This is a genomic window from Paenibacillus sp. 37, assembly GCF_008386395.1.
In the GTDB taxonomy this organism is placed as follows: Bacteria; Bacillota; Bacilli; order Paenibacillales; family Paenibacillaceae; genus Paenibacillus; species Paenibacillus amylolyticus_B.
In genome coordinates this window covers 5,695,273-5,719,141 of sequence record NZ_CP043761.1, presented here as the reverse complement: position 1 = coordinate 5,719,141, position 23,869 = coordinate 5,695,273, and the positions used below count along the sequence as shown (strand labels likewise).

26 protein-coding genes are annotated in these 23,869 nt (G+C 46.6%); 24 read left to right on the top strand and 2 right to left on the bottom strand.

Annotation, left to right across the window (positions count from 1 at the left end):
- Positions 1-57 precede the first annotated feature (57 nt).
- The 13 genes from F0220_RS24515 (at position 58) to F0220_RS24455 (ending at position 12,576) form a co-directional block, all read left to right on the top strand.
- Positions 58-1,359, top strand: coding sequence for an opine metallophore biosynthesis dehydrogenase (locus tag F0220_RS24515; RefSeq protein WP_105601219.1), 1,302 nt, complete (start codon positions 58-60; stop codon positions 1,357-1,359).
- 215 nt (positions 1,360-1,574) lie between these two features.
- A complete protein-coding gene (gene cntA / locus F0220_RS24510; protein WP_146117106.1) occupies positions 1,575-3,212 on the top strand; it encodes a staphylopine-dependent metal ABC transporter substrate-binding lipoprotein in 1,638 nt (545 codons plus the stop codon).
- A 190-nt stretch (positions 3,213-3,402) separates the two neighbouring features.
- Positions 3,403-4,335 carry a nickel/cobalt ABC transporter permease gene (gene opp1B / locus F0220_RS24505; protein ID WP_105601218.1) on the top strand — a complete coding sequence of 311 codons (933 nt, stop codon included), beginning with the start codon at positions 3,403-3,405 and terminating at the stop codon, positions 4,333-4,335.
- Positions 4,335-5,231 (top strand): staphylopine uptake ABC transporter permease subunit CntC, encoded by an 897-nt coding sequence (gene cntC / locus F0220_RS24500; protein ID WP_105601216.1) that lies wholly within the window; start codon positions 4,335-4,337, stop codon positions 5,229-5,231. The genes opp1B and cntC overlap by 1 nt, the downstream gene beginning before the upstream one ends.
- On the top strand, positions 5,212-6,021 hold the full coding sequence (gene cntD, locus F0220_RS24495; RefSeq protein ID WP_105601215.1) for a staphylopine uptake ABC transporter ATP-binding protein CntD: 810 nt from the start codon (positions 5,212-5,214) through the stop codon (positions 6,019-6,021). Before cntC ends, cntD begins: the two co-directional genes overlap by 20 nt.
- Entirely contained in the window at positions 6,022-6,774 is a 753-nt protein-coding gene (locus F0220_RS24490; protein WP_105601213.1) for an ABC transporter ATP-binding protein, read from the top strand.
- Positions 6,775-6,788: 14 nt separating this feature from the next.
- Complete coding sequence (gene cntE / locus F0220_RS24485) at positions 6,789-7,982, top strand: staphylopine family metallophore export MFS transporter CntE (RefSeq protein WP_105601212.1); 1,194 nt, start codon at positions 6,789-6,791, stop codon at positions 7,980-7,982.
- A gap of 41 nt (positions 7,983-8,023) precedes the next feature.
- Positions 8,024-9,244: a staphylopine family metallophore export MFS transporter CntE gene (gene cntE / locus F0220_RS24480; protein WP_105601210.1), complete on the top strand. Its 1,221-nt coding sequence runs from the start codon at positions 8,024-8,026 to the stop codon at positions 9,242-9,244.
- Between the two features lie 336 nt (positions 9,245-9,580).
- Positions 9,581-10,777: a GTP-binding protein gene (locus F0220_RS24475; RefSeq protein ID WP_105601209.1), complete on the top strand. Its 1,197-nt coding sequence runs from the start codon at positions 9,581-9,583 to the stop codon at positions 10,775-10,777.
- Positions 10,778-11,001: 224 nt separating this feature from the next.
- A complete protein-coding gene (gene rpsN / locus F0220_RS24470) occupies positions 11,002-11,271 on the top strand; it encodes a 30S ribosomal protein S14 (protein ID WP_036605831.1) in 270 nt (89 codons plus the stop codon).
- Positions 11,272-11,314: 43 nt separating this feature from the next.
- Positions 11,315-11,650, top strand: a complete 336-nt coding sequence (locus F0220_RS24465; RefSeq protein ID WP_181155550.1) for a DUF3024 domain-containing protein — start codon at positions 11,315-11,317, stop codon at positions 11,648-11,650.
- Positions 11,651-11,856: 206 nt separating this feature from the next.
- Positions 11,857-12,333, top strand: a complete 477-nt coding sequence (locus F0220_RS24460; protein WP_036605833.1) for a DUF2975 domain-containing protein — start codon at positions 11,857-11,859, stop codon at positions 12,331-12,333.
- A gap of 9 nt (positions 12,334-12,342) precedes the next feature.
- Positions 12,343-12,576 carry a helix-turn-helix domain-containing protein gene (locus F0220_RS24455; protein ID WP_105601205.1) on the top strand — a complete coding sequence of 78 codons (234 nt, stop codon included), beginning with the start codon at positions 12,343-12,345 and terminating at the stop codon, positions 12,574-12,576.
- A gap of 74 nt (positions 12,577-12,650) precedes the next feature.
- Here F0220_RS24455 and F0220_RS24450 read toward each other — a convergent pair whose 3' ends face one another.
- Positions 12,651-13,508 (bottom strand): helix-turn-helix transcriptional regulator, encoded by an 858-nt coding sequence (locus F0220_RS24450; RefSeq protein WP_197997963.1) that lies wholly within the window; start codon positions 13,506-13,508, stop codon positions 12,651-12,653.
- A 175-nt stretch (positions 13,509-13,683) separates the two neighbouring features.
- Between F0220_RS24450 and F0220_RS24445 the strand changes: the two genes are divergently transcribed.
- Positions 13,684-15,756: a beta-galactosidase gene (locus F0220_RS24445; protein WP_105601202.1), complete on the top strand. Its 2,073-nt coding sequence runs from the start codon at positions 13,684-13,686 to the stop codon at positions 15,754-15,756.
- A 144-nt stretch (positions 15,757-15,900) separates the two neighbouring features.
- On the opposite strand, the gene F0220_RS24440 is transcribed toward F0220_RS24445, so the two are convergent.
- A complete protein-coding gene (locus F0220_RS24440) occupies positions 15,901-16,932 on the bottom strand; it encodes a helix-turn-helix transcriptional regulator (protein WP_105601200.1) in 1,032 nt (343 codons plus the stop codon).
- A 238-nt stretch (positions 16,933-17,170) separates the two neighbouring features.
- Between F0220_RS24440 and modA the strand changes: the two genes are divergently transcribed.
- The 10 genes from modA (at position 17,171) to F0220_RS24390 (ending at position 23,868) form a co-directional block, all read left to right on the top strand.
- Positions 17,171-18,043 carry a molybdate ABC transporter substrate-binding protein gene (gene modA / locus F0220_RS24435; RefSeq protein ID WP_105601199.1) on the top strand — a complete coding sequence of 291 codons (873 nt, stop codon included), beginning with the start codon at positions 17,171-17,173 and terminating at the stop codon, positions 18,041-18,043.
- Positions 18,040-18,726, top strand: coding sequence for a molybdate ABC transporter permease subunit (gene modB, locus F0220_RS24430; protein WP_105601197.1), 687 nt, complete (start codon positions 18,040-18,042; stop codon positions 18,724-18,726). Before modA ends, modB begins: the two co-directional genes overlap by 4 nt.
- A 274-nt stretch (positions 18,727-19,000) precedes the next feature.
- A complete protein-coding gene (locus F0220_RS24425; protein ID WP_091020893.1) occupies positions 19,001-19,333 on the top strand; it encodes a hypothetical protein in 333 nt (110 codons plus the stop codon).
- 297 nt (positions 19,334-19,630) lie between these two features.
- The gene (locus F0220_RS24420; RefSeq protein WP_105601195.1) at positions 19,631-20,470 is read left to right on the top strand and encodes a transporter substrate-binding domain-containing protein; all 840 of its coding nucleotides are present in this window, start codon (positions 19,631-19,633) and stop codon (positions 20,468-20,470) included.
- A 23-nt stretch (positions 20,471-20,493) separates the two neighbouring features.
- Entirely contained in the window at positions 20,494-21,249 is a 756-nt protein-coding gene (locus tag F0220_RS24415; RefSeq protein ID WP_036605839.1) for an amino acid ABC transporter permease, read from the top strand.
- An 89-nt stretch (positions 21,250-21,338) separates the two neighbouring features.
- Positions 21,339-22,049, top strand: coding sequence for an amino acid ABC transporter permease (locus F0220_RS24410; protein WP_036673453.1), 711 nt, complete (start codon positions 21,339-21,341; stop codon positions 22,047-22,049).
- On the top strand, positions 22,046-22,798 hold the full coding sequence (locus F0220_RS24405) for an amino acid ABC transporter ATP-binding protein (RefSeq protein WP_017692508.1): 753 nt from the start codon (positions 22,046-22,048) through the stop codon (positions 22,796-22,798). The genes F0220_RS24410 and F0220_RS24405 overlap by 4 nt, the downstream gene beginning before the upstream one ends.
- 121 nt (positions 22,799-22,919) lie before the next feature.
- The gene (locus F0220_RS24400; protein ID WP_017692509.1) at positions 22,920-23,207 is read left to right on the top strand and encodes a hypothetical protein; all 288 of its coding nucleotides are present in this window, start codon (positions 22,920-22,922) and stop codon (positions 23,205-23,207) included.
- A 23-nt stretch (positions 23,208-23,230) separates the two neighbouring features.
- On the top strand, positions 23,231-23,572 hold the full coding sequence (locus tag F0220_RS24395; RefSeq protein ID WP_017692510.1) for an alpha-helical endospore appendage domain-containing protein: 342 nt from the start codon (positions 23,231-23,233) through the stop codon (positions 23,570-23,572).
- On the top strand, positions 23,569-23,868 hold the full coding sequence (locus tag F0220_RS24390; RefSeq protein WP_017692511.1) for a hypothetical protein: 300 nt from the start codon (positions 23,569-23,571) through the stop codon (positions 23,866-23,868). Before F0220_RS24395 ends, F0220_RS24390 begins: the two co-directional genes overlap by 4 nt.
- Position 23,869: the final 1 nt, after the last annotated feature.

Genomic DNA, 23,869 nt, shown 5'->3' with positions numbered 1-23,869 from the left:
GTGCATCCAATTGCGTCCAAATGGATTACAGATTGAACTTGAATATAGGAGGCTTATATGAGCAATCTTCAGCGAATTCTGATACTCGGAACCGGACCTGCATCCATTCAGCTTGCAGTAACGCTCAAAGATCATCTCAACTGCTGTATAGGCATTGCGGGGAGACAATCGGTTCGTTCAGCATCGATTTTTTCAGCCTTTGAAGAGAGCAATCAACGTATTCAGGTCAGCATTCAAAATGAGAAACATCAATCGCTCGCAGGTGAATGTTTCGTTGATCATGTGTTCAAGGGATATGACACCATTGATGGTGAGTGGGGAACACTCATTTTGGCTGTAACAACGGATGCTTATATCGATGTATTGGAACAAATGAAAAATGAATTCATCAAACAACTGAAATGTATCATTTTGGTTTCTCCAACGTTTGGGTCGAATCGACTTGTGACCCATTATATGAGAGAGCGGAAATCAGAGCCGGAAGTGATCAGTTTCTCTACCTACCTTGGAGATACCCGTTGGATGCACGAACAGCCGTCGAATCATGTGATTACTACAGGGGTTAAGAAAAAGGTCTATATCGGTTCCACTCGTTACCCATCTGAACAGGTCAGTAAGCTATGCCAAGTGTATGAGCGTTTGGGTATTGCGCTGGAAGTGATGCGATCCCCACTGGAGGCGGAAACGAGAAATATTTCGTTGTACGTGCATCCACCCTTGTTCATGAATGACTTCTCATTAGAAGCCATCTTTGGAGCATCGGATACTCAGAGATATGTATATAAGATGTATCCCGAAGGTCCGATTACACAAGTTTTGATACGGGAAATGCGAGCACAGTGGCAGGAGGTTAAGGATATTACGGACCGACTTGATATTCAGGGAGTGAACCTGCTTCAATTCATGACGGATGACAACTATCCTGTTCGATTAGAGAGTATATCACGCCAGGATATCGAGAATTTCAATCAGATGCAGGTCATTCATCAAGAGTATTTATTATACATACGATACACCTCATTATTGATTGATCCATTCTCGGAACCCGATTCGGAAGGCAAATATTTCGACTTTTCAGCGGTGCCATTTCGTCAAACGTTCTTGAACCGCGAAGGAGAGCTGGACATTCCACGGATGCCCAAGGAAGATTACTACCGCATCAAAATCATTCAAGGCATCGCCAGACATCTCGATGTGAGCTGTCCAACCATTGATCAATTTATCGCCAGGTATGAGGCGAAGATTCAGGAAGTAGCTGACGCACACCCGAATCAACGCTTGTCCGACGCCTTTGTCATCCAATCCTTTGAAGAGGATATCCGCATGATCTGCACCGGACTTTCGAGTAGTTGGGTCTAGTTATATTAATTTAAGTAAGTTGAATTTAGTTTTACACAATAACGAAGAGGACAGAAAAAACCTGAAGAAGCGAAGCGCTCGCCTTTATCCCCGAAATACTACCTTTAGGAGATAGATTCAAGAAATTCGGGGATAACAGCGATCGGAAGGTTGTTCTGTCATCGAAGTGGCAAGTGTAAATGTTTAATTATGCTTACTAATCAGGAGGAAATGTTGTGAAAAAGGGTCTTACTTTTACATCCATACTATTGCTGGTGTCTGCCATTGCACTGCTCGCCGGATGCGGACAGAGCCCAAAAGAGAAAGAGAGCGCCCAAACGGAGCCTGCCAATAGCCAGGTACAAACAGAACTTATCTATGCTTCTTCTAAAGATATTAATGATATGAACCCACATCTGTATACAGGTTCCATGCCTGCGCAAGGAATGGTGTATGAGTCGCTGGTGGAAAACACACCTGACGGAATCAAGCCATTGCTGGCTGAATCATGGGATATCTCCGAGGATGGCAAGACCTATACCTTTCATCTGCGACAAGATGTGAAATTCCATGATGGAGAGCCGTTCAACGCAGAGGCGGTTAAACAAAATATCGATGCAGTACAGGCGAATGCCGAAAAACATGCTTGGATCAAGCTTTCTACCAAAATCACGAGTGTAAAAGTTATCGATGAGCACACGATGGAGCTGACGCTGTCGGAAGCCTATTATCCGGCACTGGTGGAACTGTCCATGACAAGACCTTACGTCTTCATATCCCCCAAGGATTTCAAAGATGACGGAACCAAAGACGGGGTAAGTGGTTTCCACGGTACAGGACCCTACAAGCTTACTGCTCATAAAGTCGAAGAGAATGCCACATTTGAAGCCAATGAAGACTATTGGGGTGGTGCACCTGCTATCAAGAAGATCACATCCAAGGTTCTTCCGGCAGGTGAAACAACATTCCTGGCATTGCAAAAGGGAGAGATCAACTTTGTGTTCACCGATGACCGGGGAGCAGATAGTATCGATGTCGAGGCCATGGACCAACTGGCTGAATCCGGGGATTATCAAGTGGTCCGAAGTGAAGCGATGAATACGAGTATGATCGTAGCCAATAGCAGTCGCGAGGATAGTCCGGTTCAGGAAACGGCAGTGCGGGAAGCGCTATGGGTTGGCATTGATCGTGAAACGATCAGTAAAGATATTTTCAACGGAACGCAGACGGTAGCGGACACGCTATTTTCGGCCAATGTCAATTACGCCAAGGTAGACCTTAAGAAACGGGAGTATGATCCGGAATTGGCTAAAAATCTTCTGGACCAAGCTGGCTGGACATTGACAGATGGTGAAGTGGTGAGAAAGAAGAACGGTCAGCCTTTAGCCATGAAATTATACTATGACAGCAATTCGTCTTCACAGAAAATACAGGCCGAATTGATCCAGTATTCCATGAAAGAATTGGGGATTCAGCTTGAAATCTTGGGCGAAGAGTCCACTTCCATTGCGAATCGGAGAGCCACCGGGGAATATGATCTGCTCTTTAATCAAACCTGGGGACTGGCCTATGATCCACAGAGTACCATTGCTGCATTTACGTCAGATTCAGCATACAAGCATACGACAAGCGGAATTGCCGAAGCAGATGAACTGTACCAGAAAATCGATGCGGTCATGGTTTCCACGGATGAGGCTTCACGCCAATCTCTGTATGCCGACATTATGAAGATCGTCCATGATGAAGCGTTGTTCATTCCGATTACCAACGGACGTGTCACCGTTGTCGCTCCTGAGAATCTTGATGGAATCTCATTCAAGCAGACCCAATATGAACTACCATTCGAACAAATGAATTTTAAATATATAAATTGAACTAAACATTTACACAAAACGGAGAGGACAGAAAGAACCTCAAGAAGCGGAGCGTTCGCCTTTATCCCCGGATTTTCCCTATATAAAAGGAATCAAAAAATCTGGGGATAACAGCGATCGGAAGGATGTTCTGTCATCGGAGTGTAGTGTAAATATGGTTTAGTTCAATTTAAATAGAGCGGAGATGGATATGGGAATTTATATCGTCAAAAGGATTCTGTTAACCATCCCTTTACTGATTATCATTTCATTTATAACGTTTGTCCTGATTAATCTATCTCCCTTGGACCCGGCGGTTGTTGTCTTACAGGCACAGGAAGTTCCGCAGATTACAGAGGAATTAATTGCCCAGACCAACCAGGCATTGGGGTTCGATCAGCCATTCATGATCCAGTATGTGAACTGGATCATGGCTGTTGTGCAGTTGGACTTTGGCAACTCTTATGTATCTGGTGAACCCGTGTGGTCATTGATGGGGCCTGCTTTTATGAACACATTGAAGTTAACACTTGTCTCATCGGTTTTCATTATTGCGCTGTCCATTCTGCTGGGTGTGATCTGTGCCATGAGAGAAGGCAAGCTGCTGGATCGATCGGTCAGAGGCGTATCATTTTTCCTTACCGCCATGCCATCCTACTGGCTTGCAGCCATGATGATCTGGTATTTTTCCGTCAAGCTGGACCTGTTACCTACCAGTGGCATGGACTCGTATCGAAGCTACATTCTACCGGTGATCGTAATCACGGTGAGTTATACGGGCATTTACTTCCGAACGGTTCGGAGTTCCATGTTGAGTAATATGAATGAGGACTATGTGTTATATGCACGGGCCAGTGGTCTGAGCGAGAAGAAAGTAACCCTGCATATTCTGAGAAATTCATTACAGGTGGCCGTTTCCATCTTTTGTATGGCGATCCCGATCGTGCTGGGCAGTACGGTAGTCATCGAAAATGTGTTTGCCTGGCCGGGGCTAGGGAGACTCAGCGTGAAATCCATTTTAAGCAGGGATTTTCCGATTATTCAGGCGTATGTTCTGATGTTGGCTGTCACCTTTGTCTTGTTTAATACGTTATCCGACATCATTAATGCGGCGATGAATCCCCGTTTGAGAAAGGAATTCTGATGCGTATACTGAAAAATTGGAGTAAAGACAAGCTTGCTATTACCTCTTTGGTGGTGATTATTGTCACAATTATGGCGGGCATATTGGCTCCGCTTATTGCGCCGCATGATCCTGGACAAGTGAATATGAAGCTTCGTTATGCCTCCTCGTCCTGGGAGTATCTATTAGGCAATGATCATCTGGGCAGATGTGTATTATCCCGGCTTATCTATGGCATCCGTCCAAGTGTGTTATGGGTTCTGGTTGCGCTCAGTCTATCTGTTCTGATCGGGGCTATTGTTGGATTCACCGCGGGTTACTTCAAGGGGAAAGTGGATGCATGGATCATGAGAGTCTGTGATATTATGCTGTCTTTTCCCGGATACGTGATGACACTGGCGGTGGTTGGCATTTTGGGTGCAGGACTGGAGAACATTTTGATTGCCTTTGTGTGGATGAAATGGGCCTGGTTTGCCCGCGTTATTCGAACATCTGTGATGCAATTCTCCGATATGGATTATGTAAAATTCGCCAAAGCCTCCGGCACACCTAATCTGAGAATTATAACCAAACATATTGTTCCGGTTACTTTTGCCGATATTGCCGTCATTGCCAGCGGTTCCATGTGTTCGATGATGTTGCAGATCTCCGGCCTTTCCTTTCTGGGGCTTGGAATCCAGGCTCCGCATGCGGAGTGGGGCATGATGCTCAATGAGGCGAGGGAAGTCATGTTCTCCAGACCTGAATTGATGTTGGCACCGGGCCTGGCCATTGTGGTGGTCGTGTCTGCTTTTAATTTTCTATCGGATGCCCTTCAAGTGGCTCTGGACCCCAAATTGATGACCTCTCAAGGTAAGTCTGACAAGTCTTACGAAAGTGAGGTGAGAAAGGCCGCTTATGAATATAGTCGAGGTTGAACATTTGAAAGTATGGGACACCAATACAGACAAAGTGATCATTCATAACAGTTCATTCGAAGTTAAACAGGGAAGCTGTATGGCCATCGTAGGGGAAAGTGGTAGCGGCAAGTCCGTCACGTGCAGGGCCATCATGCGACTGAACAAGCCATGGATTCGTCAATCGGGCAGGATGTTATTTCAGGGCGAAGACCTGAACCAGCTTTCGGAACCGGAGATGCGGCGTAAGCGGGGCAAACATCTGTGTATGATTTTGCAGAATGGCATGAGTGCATTTGATCCTTCCTGTGTCATTGGTGTTCATATTCGAGAGACGCTTCAGCAGCATTTTGGCTGGAATACCCGTGAGATTGAACGGAAAATCATCAATGCCATGGAAAGTGTCATGCTCAGACATCCGCGCGAGATTCTGAATCAATACCCACATCAACTGTCCGGTGGGATGCTGCAGCGAATCATGATTGCACTGGCATTGGTGCTTGAGCCCGATCTGATTATTGCGGATGAGCCAACAACGGCGCTGGATACGATCTCCCAATATGAAGTAGTGGAGCAATTGATTCAATTACGCGAACGCATGGGCTGTTCCATGATGTTCATCTCCCATGATCTCGGCGTCGTGCAGAAGATTGCCGATGACGTGATGGTCATGAAAGACGGCAAGATCGTCGAGCGTGGCAGCATGCATTCTGTTTTGACAGAGCCGGAGCATGCCTATACGCAGTATTTGGTCTCTACCCGATTGGAGCTGAGCAATCATTTCAAGTCGTTGATGCAGGGGGACGCATAGATGCTAAAGGTGGAAGGTATTGAAAAATCATATAACCAGGGCGGACTGTTCTCCAAGCACAAAAAACAAGTGTTGAAACAAGTTACCTTTGAATGCCAGCATGGTGAATGTCTGGGCATCATCGGTGAAAGCGGAAGCGGTAAATCTACGTTGGGCCGTCTGATTCTGGGCATTGAACGGCCGGATCATGGAACGATCTCGCTTGATGGTAAAGACGTACAGGATCGACGTGTACGGATGGGTAATCTCAGCGCCGTTTTTCAAAATTATACATCCTCCATCAATCCATTTCTTACCGTGGAAGCTGCCATTATGGAACCGATGCAAGCGCAGCAAAAGTTGCGAAAAGATCAGGGTAACTTAGTGAAGGTGGATCTGTTGCTGAACCAAGTTGGACTGGACCCTTCCTATAAATCCAAATATCCGCATGAACTATCCGGCGGGGAGGCTCAGAGAGTGTGCATAGCCAGGGCCATCTCCACCGCTCCCAAATGCATTGTGTTCGATGAAGCGATCAGCTCACTGGACGTGTCTGTTCAGATTCAGGTACTGCAATTGTTGAAAGAGCTTAAGGAGATCTACAAGCTGAGCTATGTCTTTATCACACATGATATACAGGCGGCAGCTTATATCTGTGACAGGGTGATCATTTTCAGAGAGGGTCAGATTGAAGAGACCGTTCCTATTGAGCAGCTAAAGGATGTTCAGTCAGACTATGCGAAGCTATTATTGAAGCATTTAATACCATTTTAGGGGGAACACCCATTGTGAGTGGAGCGATGTCTTGGCCTTTTCTGCGCTTGTACATACTGGTTCTTCTGTATTTCAGTGCCAATGCCATTCTTAACGTGATCATCCCATTACAAGGGGAGTCCTTGGGTGCGAGTGGTACAACGATTGGACTGATCATGGGCGCTTATATGTTCACAACGATGTTTTTCAGACCATGGGCAGGTCGGATTATTCAAAAGCACGGTCCGATCAAAATATTGCGTTTGATTCTGATCATCAATGGATTTGCCCTGATTTTATATACCTTTACGGGACTCGAGGGTTATTTGGTTGCTCGTATTTTGCAGGGGGTATCGACAGCGTTCTTTTCTATGGCTTTGCAGATTGGCATTATTGATGCACTTCCGGAGAAAGATCGGTCACAGGGGATTTCGTATTATTCGCTATTCAGTTATATTCCGGGGATCGTGGGGCCTGTTATCGCGTTAGGAATCTGGCAGACGGGTGGCATGGATTATTTTACAGTGGTTCTGATCGGCATTGCCGTCTGTACGGGTGTCTTCGGATATACCGCCAAAATGGAACCAAACAAGGAGCAACCTGCTGAGAATCTTTCGGAGCAGAACGTCAGTATGTGGGAATCCTTTGGTCAGTTGGTGAAGAATCCGTTTCTGTTTCGATGCAGTGTGTTAATGCTCGCCGCTTCCGTTGTATTTGGTGCGATTACCACCTTTATTCCGCTGTATGCGAGTCAAGTACCAAATGGGAATGCGGGTGTGTATCTGATGCTTCAGGCCGGGACGGTGGTGCTGGCTCGAATCATGCTTAGGAAAAGGATTCCGTCTGATGGCAGTTGGCATTCTCCTTTCATGATGGGCACCATGTGTCTGCTCGCCGTAGCTGCGCAATGTGTCAGTTTTGCCGTGACAGGCGGGGTGGTCTTTTTCTATGTGGGCGCTGTATTCATGGGAATCGGTCAGGCGATCCTGTATCCGACACTCACGACCTATTTATCTTTTGTGTTGCCTAAGCTGAACCGGAACGTTCTGATCGGCCTATTTATTGCGATGGCGGATCTGGGTATTTCTCTGGGTGGTGTGATTATGGGACCCGTCGCTGACTTCTCTTCCTATTCATTTATGTACATGATCTGTGCTATCCTAGGAGCGGTAATGATCGTTTTTGCCTATGAACGGCGTAGACCCGTGACAGGTACATCTATGAATTGACTGCCCGAAGAGAAAGTGGTGACGAACGTTTGAAGGCTTCAATGACGGCAACATCCAATGGAAAATTAAATCCGGTATCCTTTTCGTTTATCCGGTTTTATATGCTGGCCTTTTTATTTTTTGCGGCAAATTCAGCTTTGACGATTATTCTGCCTTTGAGAAGCGAAGCCGCGGGATTGAATCAGGCTGAGATTGGTCTGATGATGGGGGCATATATGTTCACCTGTATGCTCTTGAGACCTTTTGCAGCACAGCTGCTGGGTAAGCATGGGCCGCTTCGTGTGATGCAATGGCTATTGCTTTTACACGCCGGGACGTTGCTGCTGTTTGTTGTTTTTGGTGTGGAGACGTATCTCTGGTTGAGAGCCCTGCAAGGGGTGGCTACGGCCTTTTTCTCCATGACGATGCAGGCAGGCATTGTGGAAAAGCTGGAGGACAAAGACCGGGCACAAGGGCTGTCCATGTACACCCTGTTTACGATGGTTCCTTCTCTGGTCATTCCGATCCTCGCCATACAAATCTGGGAAAATGCCAGTGATCTGGCGTTTACGCTGCTGATGATCGGACTGGCGGCGCTGCCACTTCTGATTGGATATAATGTGGATCTGCCACGGAGTACCGTGCAGAATAAATCGTACACCTTGGGTGACATGTTTCGTTCATTCGGCGGCATTTGGCGCAGTACGCCACTGCTGATCAGCAGTGTGGTGATGTTGTTTGCGTCCTGCGTCTTTGGGGCGACAGCGACCTTTCTTCCCCTGTATATGGTATCCACCGGAATGGCAAGTGCAGGGGTATTTCTGACGATACAGGGATTGGTTGTGATCCTGTGCAGGTTTATTTTTCGTAAAAAAATTCCGTCCGACGGTAGCTGGAATACCTGGCTGATGGCAGGGTTAATGCTGTGTGCAGCACTGGGAACCCAGTTACTCAGCCTGATGGAGATCATCGGGCCATTGGTGTATCTCTCCGCGGTGTTCAGCGGCTTTGCCCTGGCACTGTTGTACCCGACATTAACCACATACCTGTCTTTTGTGCTGCCTGCGGATTCCAGATATGTACTCATGGGAATCTTCATGTCCTCGTATGACCTTGGATTCTCTTTGGGCGGACTGGCGATGGGGCTTATTGTACAGGTGAGTTCGTATTCGACCATGTTTATGATCTGCACGTTGCTCTCTATTGCAGCGATGGTTCTGGTGTTGGTATTCAGGCAACGGATGGAAGCGGGAAATAAGGCCAGATCTGTGGTAGCAAGCTGAATAGTAAAGTAAAGGCTCATGAACTGGATTTTCGGCACGTATCATCAGGATTACAAAGCGGCAGGAGACAGATCATGAGTCTTTTTTATATCTAGCATTTATAAGTTTTCAAAGGATCTGAACAGTTCAATTATCGGAAGAGATACTTCAACTGAACACAATCTACCTACTCTGAAAGTACGTCGATAGATGTTTGTTTAATCCATTTTTCTAGAGTATTTCGTAAAAATAGTTTGACAACGACCGTGCAACAGGATTATAGTCATTGTTGTTAATCGTAATAATTACTATTAAAGTCCAAGTTACACAGACTGCAAATATAAGGAGTAGATTTCTATGACACAAAAGCAAGTTCCGGTAACCGTACTGAGTGGTTACCTCGGTTCAGGGAAAACGACGGTTTTGAATCATGTGTTGAACAACAGACAGGGACTCAAAGTTGCGGTGATCGTCAACGACATGAGTGAGGTGAACATTGATGCTGCGCTGGTTAAGGGGGAGGCAACCTTGTCTCGAACCGAAGAGAAGCTGGTGGAGTTGTCGAACGGCTGTATCTGCTGTACCTTGCGGGATGATCTGATGCAGGAGATTGAGAAGCTGGTGAACGAAGGCAAGTATGATTATATTTTGATCGAATCCACTGGCATCAGTGAACCTGTTCCCGTTGCACAGACCTTTACATACGCCGATGAGGAGTCGGGTATTGATCTAACTAGTCTGGCCCGATTGGATTGTCTGGTAACGGTGGTGGATGCCAATCGATTCTGGCATGATTTTGGATCAGGACAGAGTCTTCTGGATCGTAATCAGGCGACCGGAGATGAGGACACCCGTGACGTCGTAGACTTGTTGATCGATCAGATCGAAACCTGTGATGTACTGCTGCTGAACAAATGTGATCTGGTCGATGACACCGAGCTGAACAAGCTCGAAGGTATCATCCGGAAGCTACAGCCTAACGCCAAGATCATTCGGACCCAGAATGGACAGGTGAATCCGTCCGAGATTCTGAATACAAACCGCTTTGATTTTGAGAAAGTGAGCATGTCCGCTGGATGGATTCAGGAGCTGGAGAAAGAGTCGCATACACCGGAAACGGAGGAATATGGTATTGGTTCCTTTGTCTATCGCCGGAGAAAGCCGTTCCATCCTTCCCGTCTGGCTGAATTCATGAGTTACTGGCCGGAAGAAGTGGTACGTGCCAAAGGTTTAGTATGGCTTGCGGCCGAAGGGGATGTTGCTGCAAGCCTGAGTCAGGCGGGACCATCCATTCAATTTGGTCCTGCGGGACATTGGGTCGCGGCGTTGCCGGAAACGGACAAGGAAGAGATTTTACGTAACGAGCCGGATGTTCTGGAGAAATGGGATGCCCAGTGGGGAGATCGTCAGACAGAGCTTGTCATGATCGGGATCGACATGGAACGTGCCAGCATTGAAGACGAGCTGGACCAGTGCCTGCTCAGTGATGAAGAAATGCTGGGCGACTGGGGTCATTTTGATAATCCCCTACCATGGCCTGTGGAAGCTGTATAAGTCAGAGAGGACAGAAAGGACCTGAAGAAGCGAAGCTAAAAGCTTTCTGAAAGAAAGCTGCATCGGAAGCATACGCTTTCCCCGGATTTCCCCTTTATAAAAGGAATTAAAAAAATCTGGGGATAACAGCGATCGGAAGGTTGATCTGTCATCGGAGTGTGCAGTGTAAATTTCTTTAGTTCAATTTATAAACATAAATTCTAGGGATAAAGGAGCTGGATTTCATGGCTAAAAAATCTAAAGTGGTACGTGAGAAGCAACGTCAGGCGATCGTGGCAAAATATGCGGACCTGCGCCGGGAACTGAAGGAAAAAGGGGATTACGAGGCATTGCAGAAATTGCCGCGGAATGCATCTCCGACTCGTTTGAAGAACCGTTGTGAAGTGACAGGCCGCCCGCGGGGTTATCTACGCAAGTTCAAGGTGTCTCGAATTAAGTTCAGAGAACTGGCACATCAAGGGCAGATTCCTGGTGTAACAAAATCCAGCTGGTAACATGATCAAAGGGTGGTATTTTGCTGAAAGGGTGTGCATCTTCATGTTGGACTCGTTTACGTTACGAAGAATTCAGTCGGTGATGAATGGCTATATTCACGAGAAGGTTCCTGCGCCACTGCGTACGATGGTGAAGTTGACCTATGTGATGAATGACAATGAATTGATCCTGACCGAAGAAAGACCCGCCGAGGAACGGTATCAATGGGAGAAGATGCATATTGCCCGATTTTACTGGGAAGAAAATCAGTGGAAGGTGTTTGCCAGAGATGAACAGAGCAGCTGGAATCCGGTAGATGTTATTACACCTTGTTCCGATTTTGAAAATGTGCTCGAGCAGGTGGAACGGGATGAGGCTGGGCTGTTCTGGCGGACGTGAGTGAGTTCAAAGATAACCACATTCAGTGGCTATCTTTGGACTTTTTTTGTGTCCAAGAATCAATGAAGCAAAGAGGGGGGATCTTTTGGTCTTCCTTCCTTAATGGGCAAAAGAATAAATAAAATCTGTTTTGCAATAAAAATTTATTGTAAAACGATAAATATTATGATAAATTCATATCACTTAAAACAAGTGAGGTGCTTTTTGTGAAGCGAGGTACAACCATCTTTTTAAAATTGGCTGTGTTGCTTATTGGTGTTCCCATTCTTGCCTTATGTATATTCGGCATACCCTGGTTAGCGAACAATCCGGTGAATCCAAATTATGCAGGTGCGCTATACCCCATAGTGATTATTATGTATGTGTCAGTTATTCCGTTTATCGTTGCACTGTACCAGGCATTCCGTCTGCTGAGCTACATCGACAAAAATGAAGCGTTCTCTCTAATGTCAGTGAAATCCTTAAAAACAATAAAATATTGTGCTATTGTAATCAGTAGTCTTTATTTTGTGATGTTGCCTTTTGTTTATGTTGTAGCAGAGAAAGATGATGCCCCAGGCCTCATTCTAATGGGAATGGTTCCTGTTTTTGCTTCATTGGTCATCGCAGTGTTTTCCGCTGTGCTCCAAAGATTGTTACAGGAAGCGATTGATATCAAATCAGAAAATGACCTAGTGGTCTGAGGTGAATATATGGCCATTATAATTAATATTGATGTGATGTTGGCAAAGAGGAAAATGTCAGTTACCGAGCTTGCCGAGAGAGTTGAAATCACGCTCGCCAATATTTCCATATTAAAAACAGGAAAAGCAAAAGCGATCCGTTTATCCACTCTGGATGCCATCTGTAAAGCACTGGATTGTCAGCCTGGAGATATTTTGGAATATAAGGCTGACGAGGACGAAGATACAAATGAACATTTGTGAAAAATGACCGAAGAAGACTCTGCATGTTGTATGCAGAGTCTTCTTTTGCGTCAGCTTGTTCAAGGAACATCTGCCTATAACGAATGATTGTGCATCATTCGAAATTGCATAGGTGTTACGTTTTCCTGGGTTTTAAAACATCGGATGAAGTAGCTTGACTGAGAGAATCCCGTTTCCAGCGTAATTTGTTTAATGGAAAGGTTGGTTGTTGCGAGCAGCTGTTTCGCATGTAGTAACCTGGATTCCAAAAGGAATTCCGGGAAAGAGACTCCAAACGTCTGACTGAACTTGCGGCTAAAGTATGTTGTACTGTATCCGGCAATCCCGGCAGCGTGGTCTAGTGTAATGTGCTCGTTACTATGGGAGCGAATATAATTCCCTGCTTCACGAATTCGCTCTGAAGTGTGATTTAACGAAACATTGATTTGGCTCGCTGCGGATTGCAATCGGGTCAGAAGTTCATAGAGTGTAGCTGCCACACTGTGCTCGTCCTCCACCTGATAGCCTCTGCCTAGCTCCAGTAATCGCTCCATGAGCGCGGTAACCACCGAGAAGTTGGAACATTGAAACAGCCATGGCTCGTCAACGCCTTTTCCGTTTAACAGTTCTTCGAGACGAATGCCGTAAAAATGAATCCAACGAATACTCCACGGATCATCCAAATCGGAGTAGTAGGTTTGTCTGAGACCGGGACCATAGAGAAATCCCTGCCCTCGTGTTAGCTCATAACGAGTGGTTCCCGTATCCAGGAATCCTTTACCGTCCAGGACAATGTGCAAATTGTAGCATTGATCCAAATTAATTTCTTTGGTTCGATATTCCCGATTCACATAATGTTTCGGAAAGTCACTGTACCCTCCAATAAAATCGGGAAAACATACATGTCTGGGGAAAACCGGCTTGGGGAGAAAGATGTGTTCTTTCACGTGCATCCTCCATTTGAACGCAATATTTTTATGTAGTGAACTGAAATCAATTCAGCCTACTGTTATTTGAATCTTGGACAATGACAATATTTTATTATAAGTCGCATAATCTTGTCATTTATTATATGTGAAGGTTCCAATAGAATGGAGGCAATATGGCAGGTTAAGGGGGCAATTAAAGGTGGCAAAATCAATCCAAATGGATGAATTGAAACTGGGGGTCTGTTATTACCCTGAGCACTGGTCGGAAGCGTTGTGGGAGGACGATTTCCGTAGAATGAAAGAGATGAATATCACAGTTATTCGGATGGCTGAATTTGCATGGTCCATCTTTGAACCGGAAGAAGACCAGTTCGATTTTAGTTTTTTTCAGAAGGCACTGGATCTGGCGCATCAATATGGTTTGAGCGTTATTTTGGGAACACCTACTGCAACTCCACCAGCATGGTTAACATCAAAATATCCTGAAGTATTAAACGCAAATAAGGACGGGGTATTGTATCAACACGGTATGCGGCGTCATACCAATTACAGTAGCCCAATCTACAGACAGCAATGTGAAAAAATCGTGCGCAATATGGTGATTGCCTATAAAGATCATCCGGCTCTTATTGGATGGCAGATCGATAACGAATTCAATTGTCATATGGATGTTTTCTATGCTGAGGCGGACCATGTCGCCTTCCGTGAATGGCTTAAGAATCGTTATGAATCGTTGGAGAATCTGAACCAGGCTTGGGGAACCGTTTTCTGGAGTCAGACCTATACCGACTGGGAGCAAGTTCACCTTACCCGAAATATGGTCAGCCAATCGCCAAATCCTCATTTGGCACTAGATGAAAAGAGATTCATCTCAGCTAATACCATTTCATTTGCCAAGCTTCAGGTGGACATCATTCGGGAACTGGATCCGAAACATTGGATCACAACAAACGGTACGTTTGGACACTTGGATAATCATGAAATGACAGAGGATTTATTGGATTTCTTCTCTTATGATTCGTATCCGCAGTTTTCCACGATCTTCCCAGGGACAGACGATAACTCATTACAAGATCGGGCCTGGAGCATGAAACTGTCGAACGTACGCAACATGTCACCGAACTTCTGCGTCATGGAACAACAGTCTGGGCCAGGAGGCTGGGTTGACAGTATAGGCATGGGTACGCCAAGACCGGGACAGATCCGATTATGGTCATATCAATCTGTTCTTCACGGAACAGATCTGCTCGTCTACTTCCGCTGGCGGACGGCAACATTTGGCACCGAGATGTACTGGCATGGCATCAATGATTACCATAATCAGCCCAACAGAAGGGTACGCGAGGTTGCACAAGTAGGGGAAGAGTTTGTCAAGATCGGGCGTGTTATTGCAGGCACTACATATCAAGCCGATGTTGCGATCCTACAGGATTACGATAACATCTGGGACGGGGAGTTGGACGAGTGGCACGGTCCGCTTCAGCAACAGAGTGTACGCTCCTGGTATAAGCAGCTCCAGTATCGTCATATTCCGACGGACATGGTTACACTGCAACCAACGACAACACTGGAGGATTTATCCGATTATAAGGTGATCATCTATGCTCACCCGGCCATCATGACAGACGAGACAGCAGAACTTCTCCAAGCCTACGTCAGTCAAGGAGGCACTCTGTTTTTCGGTGCGCGTACCGGATATAAGGATCTCAAGGGGCATTGTTATATGAGACCGTTCCCTGGGGCTGTCGCTGAGTTGTGTGGTGTAACCGTAGAGGACTTTACCTTAATCAAAGGAACCATACCAGCAGCCAAACTGCAATGGAATGGGGCGAGTGAGCGGCTTCAGGAGGGAACGTCAACGGCCGGATTTAACGAAGTTCTTCATGTGGAGCATGCTGACGTGCAGGTCATGGCTGAGTATACATCCGAATATTATGCAGGTAGTCCTGCTTTGACCAAACGTACGGTAGGTCAGGGGCAAGTATGGTATTATGGAGCGGCTTACAATGAACCGGTCGTTGATGCTCTACTAGATGAAATAGGGCTATCTTCACCTGTGGGTGACCTGGTGGAGGTACCGTCCGAAGTTGAGCTTGGTATCCGTTCCGGTAAGGATAAAGCTTATGTATTTTTACTCAACTACTCGGATCACCAAGTGGCCATCCAGCTTAAGAAGGAGGCCACAGAGTTACTGTCAGGTACAACACTTCAGAATGAGATCAACATGCCCGCGTATGGTGTGTTCATTTTTGAGATCGATTTGCCACATTAAGAAATTCATTCATCCATATCATGCGTTATATATAGAAAGAAACACCAAAAACGCCTTGCAGCGAATGCAAGGCGTTTTATATATGCATGATGTGATGTTGAATACACGTTGAGTATGGGCTGTTATTGTCTACATTTCGTATAACTATGCTTCGTACAAAATCTCACCTGTCCGGGATACATCATATCCCTCGAATGATTGCAGTTCCTGCCTGAACTCCGGCGATTGGAGAATTCGCAGTACAGATTCTGTCCAGGCTTCATTACCTTGCTTCCTCAGCATGACCAGATCATAGCGCTCCTGAGTGAGCGGGACAAAATCAACCTGACCCACAAGTCGCGCAGCTTTCTCAATGCCAACTCCGACATCAGCTTCACCTGAACTGACTTTGGCAGCCACGCCCATGTGACTGGTTTCCTCCATTTCGTATCCGATCAGACCTGCGGCAGGAATTCCATGCAACCGAAGTTGCTCATCCAGCAATACTCGCGCGCCAGAACCTATCTCCCGGTTAGCGAGTCGAAGTTCAGGCTTGCTCAGATCGGTCCAATTCTGTATGTTCTGCGGGTTGCCACGCTGTACATACAGTCCGGCAGGACGTGACAGTAGGTTTACCACAACATAGGACCGTCCCGTCAGAATTTTGCGAATATACGGCAGATTATACTCACCGGTATCCCCGTCGAGCAGATGAGTGCTGACCAGATCGGACTCACCACGATACATCGAGATAAGTCCGTCCAAACTGCCCATGAACGAGCGTAGCGGACGGATGTCCCGAGTTTTTTTTTCCATATGCCGCATTAGGATATCCAGACTGACATCCTGACCTGTTATGACTAGATGCCGTGGTGCAGAAGTCATTGTATGGGTAGAACTCGCTGGAGTAATCGCATGCGCAGACCCAACGGGTGAAGTAACTTGTAAGGAAGTTCCCTGAGAATCACCATGACCTGGCTGAGTCCCTGATGCAGAGGTCGGGATACGTTGACCTGAGGACTGAAGTTGCTTGGAGCGACGTTTATATGCCTCCAGATCGGTTGCATCAATTCGCATTTGTTTACCCACACGGTATGCGACGAGGTCTCCTTTTTTGATCAGGTCATAGACCGTTAGTTTCGATATTTTAAGCAGCTTGGATATTTCTTCGGTTGTGTAGGATTGCTCCTCCGTCATAAGTGAAGATCCTCCTTCAAAGGTAATGATCCGATCATTCATCGTAATGGAATGTTTCTTGTACTATACCATTAATTGAGGGATGCCATAAACTTGAGAACACGTAATAAACGCATAGGACAGATAACAAAAATCAAATGTGATCTTAATCACCTTCCCATTTTTTTTGTCTTGTGTATAATTAGATATAATCAATTATAACTAGTTATATCTAAATATAACGTTGGGGGAGAAATGAATGAGAAAGAGAATCGGATATGTGTTGGGAAGTATGTCACTGGGACTGTCTCTTGTATTGGCTGGTTGCGGCACAAGCACGGGCACTACGGATACATCCACAGGTGCAGAACAAACGACCTCAACGCCAGCGGCATCAGGTGAAAGTTCATCAGCAGGAAATACCGATCCGCAGGAAACGGTAGATCTGACGATCTCTGCGGCGGCCAGTCTGACCGATGCGATGAAAGAGATTGAAACCAATTATGAGCTAGCTAATCCTTATATAGAACTTAACTTTAACTTTGGCGCCTCGGGTGCCTTGCAACAGCAGATTGAACAGGGTGCCCCGGCTGATGTCTTTGTATCGGCGGCAACAAGAAATATGAATGCGTTAGTAGATGAAAACCTGATTGCCTCGGACGACCAAAAGAATTTGCTACAGAATTCACTGGTGGCAATTGTGCCAGCAGATGGGACCCATACCGTAACCAGCGAAAAGGATCTCACAAATGACTCCATTAAGACGGTAGCTATTGGCATTCCGGAAAGTGTGCCTGCGGGAACCTATGCGAAGGAAGCTTTGACGAATGCCAAACTGTGGGATCAACTGGAGAGCAAACTTGTGCAGGGGAAAGATGTTAGACAGGTTCTCCAATATGTAGAGACAGGCAATGCAGATGCAGGATTTGTATATAAAACGGATGCTCTTACTTCGGATCAGGTGAACATTGCGTTTGAGGTGGACAAGAACAGCTACACACCCGCCAATTATCCGATAGGCATTATTGAAGGAACAAAACACCGTACAGAGGCCGAACAATTCTATGCGTATTTGCAAACTCCTGAAGTACTGGATATCTTCGCGAAATACGGCTTCACGATTCCCGAATGAATGTGAACGCCATAGACTGGTCCGTATTCTGGTCACCGGTGCGCCTGTCGCTTCAGGTTGCGCTGTTATCCAGCGTGGTGGCCACTGTGCTGGGAATCGCGATAGCCTGGAAGATGTCGCGTACTTCATTTCGGGGGAAGACGTTGCTGGAAACGGCATTTATGCTACCGCTAGTACTGCCTCCGACGGTGGTTGGATTTCTGTTGCTTGTCATACTGGGACGTAAAAGTCTGTTTGGACAATGGATTGAAGCCATATTCTCCGCACCGGTTATTTTCACTTGGTGGGCTGCGGTGATTGCTTCGGTGGTGGTTGCTTTTCCACTCGTGTATCAGACCATGAAATCAGGATTCAGCGGTGTGGATCGGGATCTGGAAGATGCGGGACGTTCGATTGGGGCGAATGAGTGGCAGGTTTTTCGTTACATTTCCTTGCCGCTCGCAGGCAGAGCCTTGATGACCGCCTTCATCCTGGGCTTTGCCCGGGCACTCGGGGAATTCGGAGCCACACTGATGATTGCAGGCAATATTCCGGGCAAAACACAAACGGTACCTACGGCAATCTATGTCGCTGTGGATTCGGGCAATCAGACCATGGCCTGGGCGTGGACTGTTTCCATTATCATCATCTCATTTCTCATGTTACTGATGACCAGACAGCAGCGAGATGGAAAAAATGACTAATTTGATATGTGTTTATATTATATATAAAATGATGAAAAACCCGTTTTGAGGAAACAACTTTATTTCTTAACGCGGGTTTTTTATTACCAATTTCATATGTACCAATATCAATATCCTGCCAAATTGGTCTTAATGGAAATGTAAAGCTGTTTTAACATAAAAAAATAAAAATTTTCCCGAAATTTAATCGTTCAGTACTCGCTTTCAGTGGGCTTGTTCCTGTAAGATAGAAGTAATGGATTCCAGCCAAGTACTGAAATAAGGAGAGACGACGATGAACACTAAATCTGATTACGGCGTTTCGTTGCAAATTGATGACTATCTGGATCTTTTGCATTTTGCCATCCAAATTCAGGATCAGGAATGGCAACAATCCCTTATCCGCCAACTCAAAATATTTCAGACGGCGACGGAGCAGCAACGCACACCTGAAGAGGAACTATGGACACGGTTTGATTACATCAACAGCAAACTGACAGGTCTGTGCCACCAGATTCATGCCGCTCATTCCATGGACGAACGCAAGAAGTTCGAGGAACGGATCGGTCTCTTACAATTACAGCGAGTGGAAGTTGCACGTAAAATTAAATGGGCGAGTCGCAGATAGATGAGTAGTGTACACACCAAGTGATGCACCGCCAAAATGGTATAATCAGTGAGAGACATACAGGAAGAAGCCATCCGCCAATGGATATGGGGGATGGCTTTTTCTTGTACTATAGAGAAGTCCTATAACCATATCAGGATGTCCTATTAGTTTAGTTATTGCCCCAAGATGACTTGTAATGATATTCTTTGTTCAACCTAATTCCGACTATACAAGTAAGAATGGTTTGGTAATGGGAAGAGGAATGGGAGTGCACATCATATTCGCTGTGATAACAGCCTGTGGAGGAGATTGGGAATGGTTAAAAAACGGGGGATTCAAAAATTCCGGACAGCACTGCTGTTCATTACAATGCTGGCGGTACTGGCTGGATGCAGCACAGGAACTGCAAGCAATGATTCAGAATCTGCTTCGGCAGCAGGCGACACCAAAGTGAAAAAGATCATTGTAGGAACAGGTACACAGTTCCCGAATGTCTGCTTCATTGATGAGAATGGCAAGTTAACAGGTTATGATGTGGAACTGATCCGGGAGATCGACAAACGTTTGCCTGAGTACGAATTCGAATTCAGCACCATGGATTTCAAAAACCTGCTGCTGAGTCTGGAAACGAAAAAAATTGACCTGATCGCTCACCAGATGGAAGTGAATGATGAGAGACAGGCCAAGTTCCTGTTTAATGATGAAGCCTATAATATTTTTCCAAATAAAATTGTCGTAAGTCAGAAAAATGAGGAAGTAAAATCGATTGAGGATCTCAAAGGGAAAAAACTGATTGTTGGTGCTACAAGTAATGCGGCTGTACTTGCTGAGAAATGGAATGCAGCGAACGGCAACGGGATTGATATCGTTTATTCCGGAGCAGGTGAGGATACCATTACCCAGATCAAAACAGGCCGGGTGGATGCCACCATCAGCACGCAGTTTGCCATTGATTATCAGAATAAGGCGATTGATGCTCAGCTGAAAACGGTAGGAGATGCCCTCTCCAATTCCAGAGTGTACTTCATTCTGAACAAAGATGAGCAGGAGCTCAAAACCAAAGTGGACGAAGCCCTCAAAGCGGTCAAAGAAGATGGAACATTAGGCAAACTGAGCACAGAGTGGCTTGGAGCTGACTATACGGTTGAAGAGTAGTCTGAGAAAGGTGTGCAGCGGTAATGGGAAAATCATTTGATCTGTCATTGGTTCTGGATTTCATCCCGGAACTGCTACGATATTTGCATATAACACTGATTGTACTGGGTGGTTCCATCGTGCTCGGACTGGTGGGCGGCGTGCTTCTGGCCGTTCCCCGGCTGTATCGGATTCCGGTACTAAGCCAGTTGGCTACCCTGTACGTCTCATTCATGCGGGGCACACCGATCCTGATCAAATTGTTCCTGGTATATTACGGACTTCCCGAGCTGCTCAAACCCATTGGCATCGACCTGTCGAGAACTGACCCGTTGTTATTTGTCATTGTGACCTATGCACTTAGTGACGCGGCATCCTTTGCCGAGATCTTTCGCGGAGCGGTGCGCAGTGTGGATAAAGGTCAGACGGAAGCTGCCTATGCTGCGGGTATGACCACATTCCAGTCTTTTCGGCGGATTGTTGTTCCGCAGGCACTGATTGTTGCTTTTCCGAACATGGCCAATACGTTAATCGGTTCATTAAAGGATACTTCCTTGGCCTTCTCCATTGGTGTCATGGATATGGTGGGCAGAGGGCAGACGTTAATTTCGGCTACATCGCATGCACTTGAAGTGTATATCAGTCTGTCTGTGGTCTATTATGTCATTGTTATTGTGCTTGAAAAAGGATTTGCCTTTGCAGAACGCAGACTCCAGCGTCATGAACGCAAGAGGGTTGTACACAAACCGGCAATTCGAGCCAAACGCCTGAAAGAGGTTGTTCAAAAAGTCCGCTTTTGATTACGAATCATGCCTGGCGGCATCATCAGCATCGAAGATGAAAACCAGACTTTTTGAACTCTCACTGAAACGAATAGCGGGGTGAGCATATGTCGATTGATCTCCAGTTTATCTATACCTCTTTTTTTCAAATCCTGAAGGCATTGCCACTGACACTCGTCATTACGATTGTGCCGTTGATTGCAGGCTTCGGAATCGGTCTGGCTACGGCTCTGATCCGTATCTATCGTGTGCGGTGGATTCACCGCATTGCTGACTTCTACGTTTCATTCCTGCGTGGAACACCGATGCTGATGCATCTATTCCTCATCTATTACGGCATTCCGATGATCATCGATAAGCTGGCGGAACGTTACGGTTGGGCTTTCCAATCCTCATCGATCCCAATTCTCGTATTTGTACTGATTGCCTTCTCGCTCACCGCGGGTGCCTATATGTCCGAGATTATCCGTTCTGGCATTCTAGCTGTGGATATCGGCCAGATGGAAGCCGCTCACGCTGTGGGTATGAGCACATTCCAGGCTTTGAGGCGCATCATCATCCCTCAAGCGATCGGGGCGGTCTTGCCTAATCTGTGCAGCATGTTTGTCGGGTTCCTGCATGGATCAACACTCGCTTTTACCGTATCTCAGATGGACATCCTCGGTAAAGCGGATGTGGTGGCATCCGTCAGTCTGAAATTTCTGGAGGCCTTTATCGCCGCCGCGTTTATCTACTGGGGGCTGACCATCATTGCCGAGCGGATCACCGCTTTGCTTGAGCGTCGGGTTGCCGTGTACAGCAAAGGAGGCGTGTCATGATTACATTAACGAACATACACAAAACATTTGGCAAGCAGGAAGTATTGAAGGGAATTGATCTGACCGTTGAACAGGGCGATGTCGTTGCGATCCTTGGACCGAGCGGATCAGGTAAAACAACGCTGCTGCGCTGCGTCAATTTTCTGGAACGTGCCGATGAGGGCGAGGTTCAGATCAGTGGATTAACCGTCGATTGCAAGCATGCACGTAAACATGACATTGTGCAGTTGAGACGAAAAACGGCGATGGTGTTCCAGCATTATAATCTGTTCAAACACAAGACTGTGCTGGATAACGTCACGGAAGGTTTAATTATTGCCCAGAAAATGTCCAAAGCTGATGCCCGTACTCGTGCCTTGCGTGTGCTTGAACAAGTCGGACTGTCTGCCAAAATCAATGAGTATCCAAGTATGTTGTCTGGTGGGCAACAGCAACGAGTGGGCATCGCCAGAGCACTGGCACTGAATCCCGAAGTGATTTTGTTTGATGAACCGACATCAGCGCTGGACCCCGAGCTTGTGGGTGAGGTGTTGTCTGTCATCCGCTCCATTGCTCAGGAGGGGATCACCATGATTGTAGTCACCCATGAAATGGGGTTTGCCCGTGAGGTGGCCAATCGGGTTGTTTTCATGGATGGAGGTTCCGTTGTGGAGGAAGGAACCCCGGAAGAGGTGTTTGTACGTCCAAAGCAGGAACGTACTCGCCAATTCCTCAGTCGATATTCTTCCGACTGGAGTTATGTCATCTGACGATATAGGCGCAAGCTGTAGTAACTGACGATCCCGGCCCGGCATATGCTGTAACAGGCAAATGCTGATAGGCCGGGTTTTTCTATGGGTGAAGCAGGCCGTGACGGTAAGGAGGAGGACCATGCAGAGCAAAATCGATGAAATTATCACACATATTGCACACTCTCACCAGCAGATCGCACGTGTGCTGGATGCCAAACGCCAAGTCGCTGTACGCATGTCTGAAATCATCAATCATTTGCCAGATATCGAACCGGAGTTGGATGGCGTTGACGGTCTGCTGGATAGCTCTGGGCAAATCAACAAAAGCATTATCTCTTACTTGGGGGGCCTTGCAGATCTGGAAGAGGCTGTAGCCGAAACGCTGACCCAAGTCATGCGGGAGATCGCGGTTCAAGAAGAAGAATAAGCCCGGAAGGCGGGTGAAGGAACATGAGTAGAGAACAGAGTCTCATTCTGATGCTGGACGCAGCAGCCAAAATGCAGTGGAATATTGCCCTGATCCTGGAGGCAAAAGCGATTGAGGCCGAGAAGGTACGGAACTGGACGCTGAATCATTTGAATGGGGATACCTTTCTGACGCATGGGGATCAGGTAGGGGAGCCGCTCAAAATGCATGATCAGCTGGTGGAATTGCTGGAAGGATTAACCCGGATGGAGACCGGACTGTGCAACAATCTCAAAGCGGTGATGGTGCAGAACGATAGCGAAGATGGCGGCGGTATGGACGGTGGCATGTTTGGCGGCATGGATCTGGGAGACATGGGAAAATGAGTCTGATGCGGCGTGAGCAGGAAGCCAAACTGGCGCTCATTGAATCCATTGCACACAGTCAGCAGGCGCTGGCACGCATTCTGGACAGTGTAGCCAGTGTAACCGCTCATTCGGAAGTATCCGCCCGCAGTCTGGCCGAGAACATTCGTTTGCTGAGTCGCTATCAGGCAGAAATGTCTCGTATGGTTACGGGAATCAGGCTGGCCCGAATCCAGCATGGGGAGCCTGGCTTGCCGTGGCTCAAAGACCCCGGGTGTGCAATTCGTATCGTTCGGGACATACAGGAGGAATGTTGAC